Source organism: Protofrankia sp. Cas3 (assembly GCF_963555955.1).
Classification (GTDB): Bacteria; Actinomycetota; Actinomycetes; order Frankiales; family Frankiaceae; genus Protofrankia.
The window spans coordinates 1-4,064 of record NZ_CAUVXP010000271.1; the positions used below are offsets into that span (position 1 = coordinate 1).

3 protein-coding genes are annotated in these 4,064 nt (G+C 68.9%); 1 reads left to right on the forward strand and 2 read right to left on the reverse strand.

Annotated features, from left to right (window positions below):
* Positions 1–25: 25 nt before the first annotated feature.
* Both U9983_RS26880 and U9983_RS26885 read right to left on the reverse strand, forming a co-directional pair.
* The gene (locus tag U9983_RS26880) at positions 26–1,468 is read right to left on the reverse strand and encodes an ABC transporter ATP-binding protein (RefSeq protein WP_322756692.1); all 1,443 of its coding nucleotides are present in this window, start codon (positions 1,466–1,468) and stop codon (positions 26–28) included.
* Complete coding sequence (locus tag U9983_RS26885) at positions 1,465–3,423, reverse strand: ABC transporter permease (RefSeq protein WP_322756693.1); 1,959 nt, start codon at positions 3,421–3,423, stop codon at positions 1,465–1,467. The genes U9983_RS26880 and U9983_RS26885 overlap by 4 nt, the downstream gene beginning before the upstream one ends.
* A gap of 61 nt (positions 3,424–3,484) precedes the next feature.
* Between U9983_RS26885 and U9983_RS26890 the strand changes: the two genes are divergently transcribed.
* On the forward strand, positions 3,485–4,064 hold a 580-nt coding region (locus U9983_RS26890), incomplete at its 3' end, for an ABC transporter substrate-binding protein (protein ID WP_322756694.1).

Genomic DNA, 4,064 nt, shown 5'->3' on the forward strand with positions numbered 1-4,064 from the left:
GCCGGCAGGACCGGCCGGCATCGGGTCACTCGTTGGCCGAGCCGATACCGAAATAGCTGGCGTTGATCAGATCGGGGTCCGCGGCGAGGGCGGCGGCGGTCCCGGTGAACACGATCCGGCCCCGGTCGAGGATGTATGCACGATCCGCGACGGCCAGGGCGAGCGACACGTGTTGCTCGATCAACAGAATGCCGGTACCGCGTTCGTCGGCCAGGCCTCGCAGGACCGCGAGCAGACTCGATGCAAGATCAGGAGCGAGGCCGGAGGAGAACTCGTCGATGACAAGCAGCTGCGGCCGCCGCGCCACCGCACTTGCCAGCGCGATCTGCTGCCGCTCACCCCCGGAGAGCTCGCCGCCGGTCCGGTCGAGCAGGGGGCGCAGTGCCGGGAAGCTGTCCAACGTCCGCTCTATCTGGTCGCCGGGCCGTCGGCCGACCGCGAGGCGCAGAATCTGGCGGACGGTCAACCCCCGCAACGGCGTCCCTCCCTGCGGCGCCACGGCCAGTCCGCGGCGGGCAAGCCTGGCCGGGTTCGGGCGGCGGGTCAGATGGCCGAGCACGCTCACCCGACCGCCGAACGGCGCGAGCTGCCCGGACGCCGTTCGGATCAGGGTTGTCTTGCCGGAGCCGTTGGGCCCGAGCAGCGCGACGAGCTCGCCGGCGCGGACCTCGAGGGAGACCTCGTGCACCACGGGCAGCCGGTCGTACCCGCTCGTGACCTTCTCCAGGGACAGCACGCGATGCCCGCGCGGCTGCCCGGGCACCCGCGCGGGCATCGCCGGCGAGCCACCGAGATACACCTCGCGGACCTCGGGTCGGTCCCGGACCGCGGCCGGCGGACCGGACGCGACGACCCGCCCGCCATCGAGCACCACGACGTCGTCGCACGCCTCGAAAACCAGTTTGATGTCATGATCGACAAGCAGGATCGCGTAGCCGTGCTCGGCCAGACGCCGCAACCGCGCGGTGAGCGTGGCCCGCGCCGCCGAGTCCAGGCCCGCCGCCGGCTCATCCACGAGCAGCACCCGGCCACCCGCGGCCAGCGCCCGACCGAGCCCGACAGCGAGGCGCTCATCGTGCGACAGGCTCCCGGGAAGCTGGTCGACGAGCGTCCCGAGTTCCAGCGCCTCGGCCGACTCGGAGCCGGCGACGGCGAGGTTCTCGGCGACGGACAGGTCCTCGAACAGTTCCAGGGACTGGAAGGTACGGGTGAGGCCGCGGCGGAACCGCTCATGCGGCGGCATTGAATTCAACACCGTCCCGTCCAGCACGATCTGACCGGCGCTGGCCGGCGTGAAGCCGGTGAGCGCATCGATCAGGGTGGTCTTCCCGGCGCCGTTCGGCCCGATCAGCCCGGTGACCCTCCCCGCGGACAGAGCGAACGACACGTCATGGACGATTTCGACCTTGCCATAGGCGACACACAGTCCACTGACGTTCAGGCGGACGCCGCCGGGCTGGCCAGTCATGCGCGTGCCTCGGCGGGTACCCGGATGCGCACCGCCGGCTGGCGAGGGTCGTAGGCGAGCCCCTCGGGGCGCAGCACGACGAGCACCACCAAGGCCACTCCGCACAGCAGCGACTGGTACTGCGCGAGGTCGGCGAGGCGGTCCAGAAGAGTGAACACCACGCCACCCGGGGCGAGCATGCCGCCCAGCACCGCGCCACGCACGCTCATCACGCCACCGACCGACGCGATAGCCAGAAAGAACAGGGAGGCGAACACCCCGAACGAGTCGAACGACAGCCTCCCCTGGCCGTAACCGATCAGGCAGCCGCCGAAACCGGCGATTGCGGCGGAGATGGCGGAGGCGAGCAGCTTCGTCCGGGCGGCGTCCACGCCGACGGCGGATGCCGCCCGTTCATTCGAGCGGACCGCGAGCATCCGCAGCCCGGAGGTGGACGCACGCAACCGGGCCACCCCGAAGGCGCACAGGACGAACACGGCGAGGGCGAGCAGACCGTACTCCACCCGCGGGTATCCATCCCCGGCGACGCCGAGATCAAGGCCGAACAGTGACGGGGCCGGAACGGCCGATCCAGCGAGACCGCCAGTGATCAACGGATTGGCGAAGACCATCTCCTGGAAGGCCACGCCCGCGGTGAGCGTGACGACGGCGAGGTCCACTCCGCGGATCCGCCGGGACAGCGCCCCGAGCAACAGGCCTGCGACGGTGGCCGCACCGGTGGCCAGCAACGGGGCGAGCGGGAACGGCACACCAAGGTCGCCCTGCAGCCTCGCCAGCAGAAAACCGGCCACACCGGCCAGCGACATCTGCGCGAGCGACAGCTGCCCGGCGAATCCGGTCAACACCACGAACGACAGGCACACGACCGCACCCGCGAGGCTGCGTTCCAGGCCCAGGCGATAGGGGCCGGTAAGCAGCACCAGCGCGAGCACCCCGACGGGCACGACCACATAAAGATCACGTAGTGGACGGCCCGCCGACTCGGCCCGGGGCAGCCTCGCCGCCGCCGCCGGCGCAAGGACGCGGTCCCGGCCTGGTATCAGCTGGCCGCGGGTGAGCGCGATGGCGATGAGAAAGAGGAGTGGAAACAACGCCCGGAGCCCTGGTTGATCAAGCCAGGGGACTGCGCGTTGGATGGGCAGGAGGACCGACTGGACCATCCCGAGCAGCAACGCGCCGACGATGGTGGCACCGAACGACGACAATCCACCGAGAAGCGCGGCGGCGAGGGCGGGCACGATGAACAACGTGTATGTCGACGGGCTCAGGACACTGATCGGTGCCACCAGGATTCCCGCGAGCGCGCCGAGTACCGACGCCGCTACCCAGCTGGTCGCCGCGACGAGCTCCGGCCGGTAGCCGAACTGCGCCGCAGCCTCGTCCGACTCGGCGACGGCCCTGGTGGCGAGCCCCAGCAGGGTCCACCGGGAGACCGCCCACATCAGTACACCGACCGTGGCCACCAGCCCGGCGAGCAGTGGGCGGTCAACCGGCACGTTTTCCCCGAACAGCGAGAATGACGTCCGCGGCAGGATGGAGTCGATGAACCTGTTGGCGGAACCGAACTGCAGGACCGCCAGCGCCTGCAGGGCGATCATGAGACCGACCGAGGCGACGAGCGTCAGGACCGGCGGCGCGTGCCGCAGCGGCCGGAATATGAGAAAGTACACAGCAAGGCCACCGAGCGCAGCCATGACGAGCGACACCGTCAATGCCAGCGCAAAAGAAGGGTTATCGGTGAGATGAATCCGAGGAGGAAGGCCCACGACGGGGAGGACGAGATCTCCGGTGTCTCTGAGCTCGGCATACTGGTAGGTGACATACATCGCGAATGCGGCGTGCGCGACATTGACCACACCGGATGCCCGGTGTACCAGCACCAGCCCAAGGCCCAGCGCCGCGTAGACCGCACCGGCACCCAGCCCCAGGACCAGTGCCGCGACATACGTGGGCACAGGGCTCTCCAATCCACCATGACGGTCTGTTGTGGGCCAGAGCAGTGTAACTTCTGTAAATATGACGCTGTCCCGTCGTGCTGTAGCAGCCGCGGTCACGACTGCCGTAGTCCTGTCCGTCGTCCTTGCCGGGTGCACGAGCCAGCGCGGCGGTGGCCCCCGCGACCCTGGCCGGACGAGTGGAGGCTCTACGGGTAACCTGAGCGGGCCGCCGGTCAAGCTCGGCTTCGTCTCGATGGAGAACACCGCGCTCGGGTCGTTTCCCGAGACCCGAATAGCTGCGCAGAGCGCCGTCGCATACGCCAACCAGGCGCTCGGCGGAGTTCACGGCCATCCTATTGAGCTTGTCCCCTGTGTCACGAACGGTTCGCCCGAGTCGTCCCAGGATTGTGCCAACCGACTCATCGCAGAAAAACCGGTTGCCGTGGTCGGCGGGGTGGACCTCGGCACCGATGCCGCCATGGATCTCTACGAACACGCCGGAATTCCCTATGTCAGCGGCTCACCCCAGGTGGGCCGGGAGCTGAGTTCTCCCACCTCCTTCTCGTTGACCGGTGGTACTCTTACCGATCTGCTCGGCATCACCGAATACCTGACGGCAACCAGACACCTACAGAAGGTCCACGCCCTCTACGCCGACC

Bases quoted from the DNA above. Each gene is read 5' to 3' on its own strand.
- U9983_RS26880 (WP_322756692.1), bottom strand. From the start codon at position 1,468: ATGACTGGCCAGCCCGGCGGCGTCCGCCTGAACGTCAGTGGACTGTGT.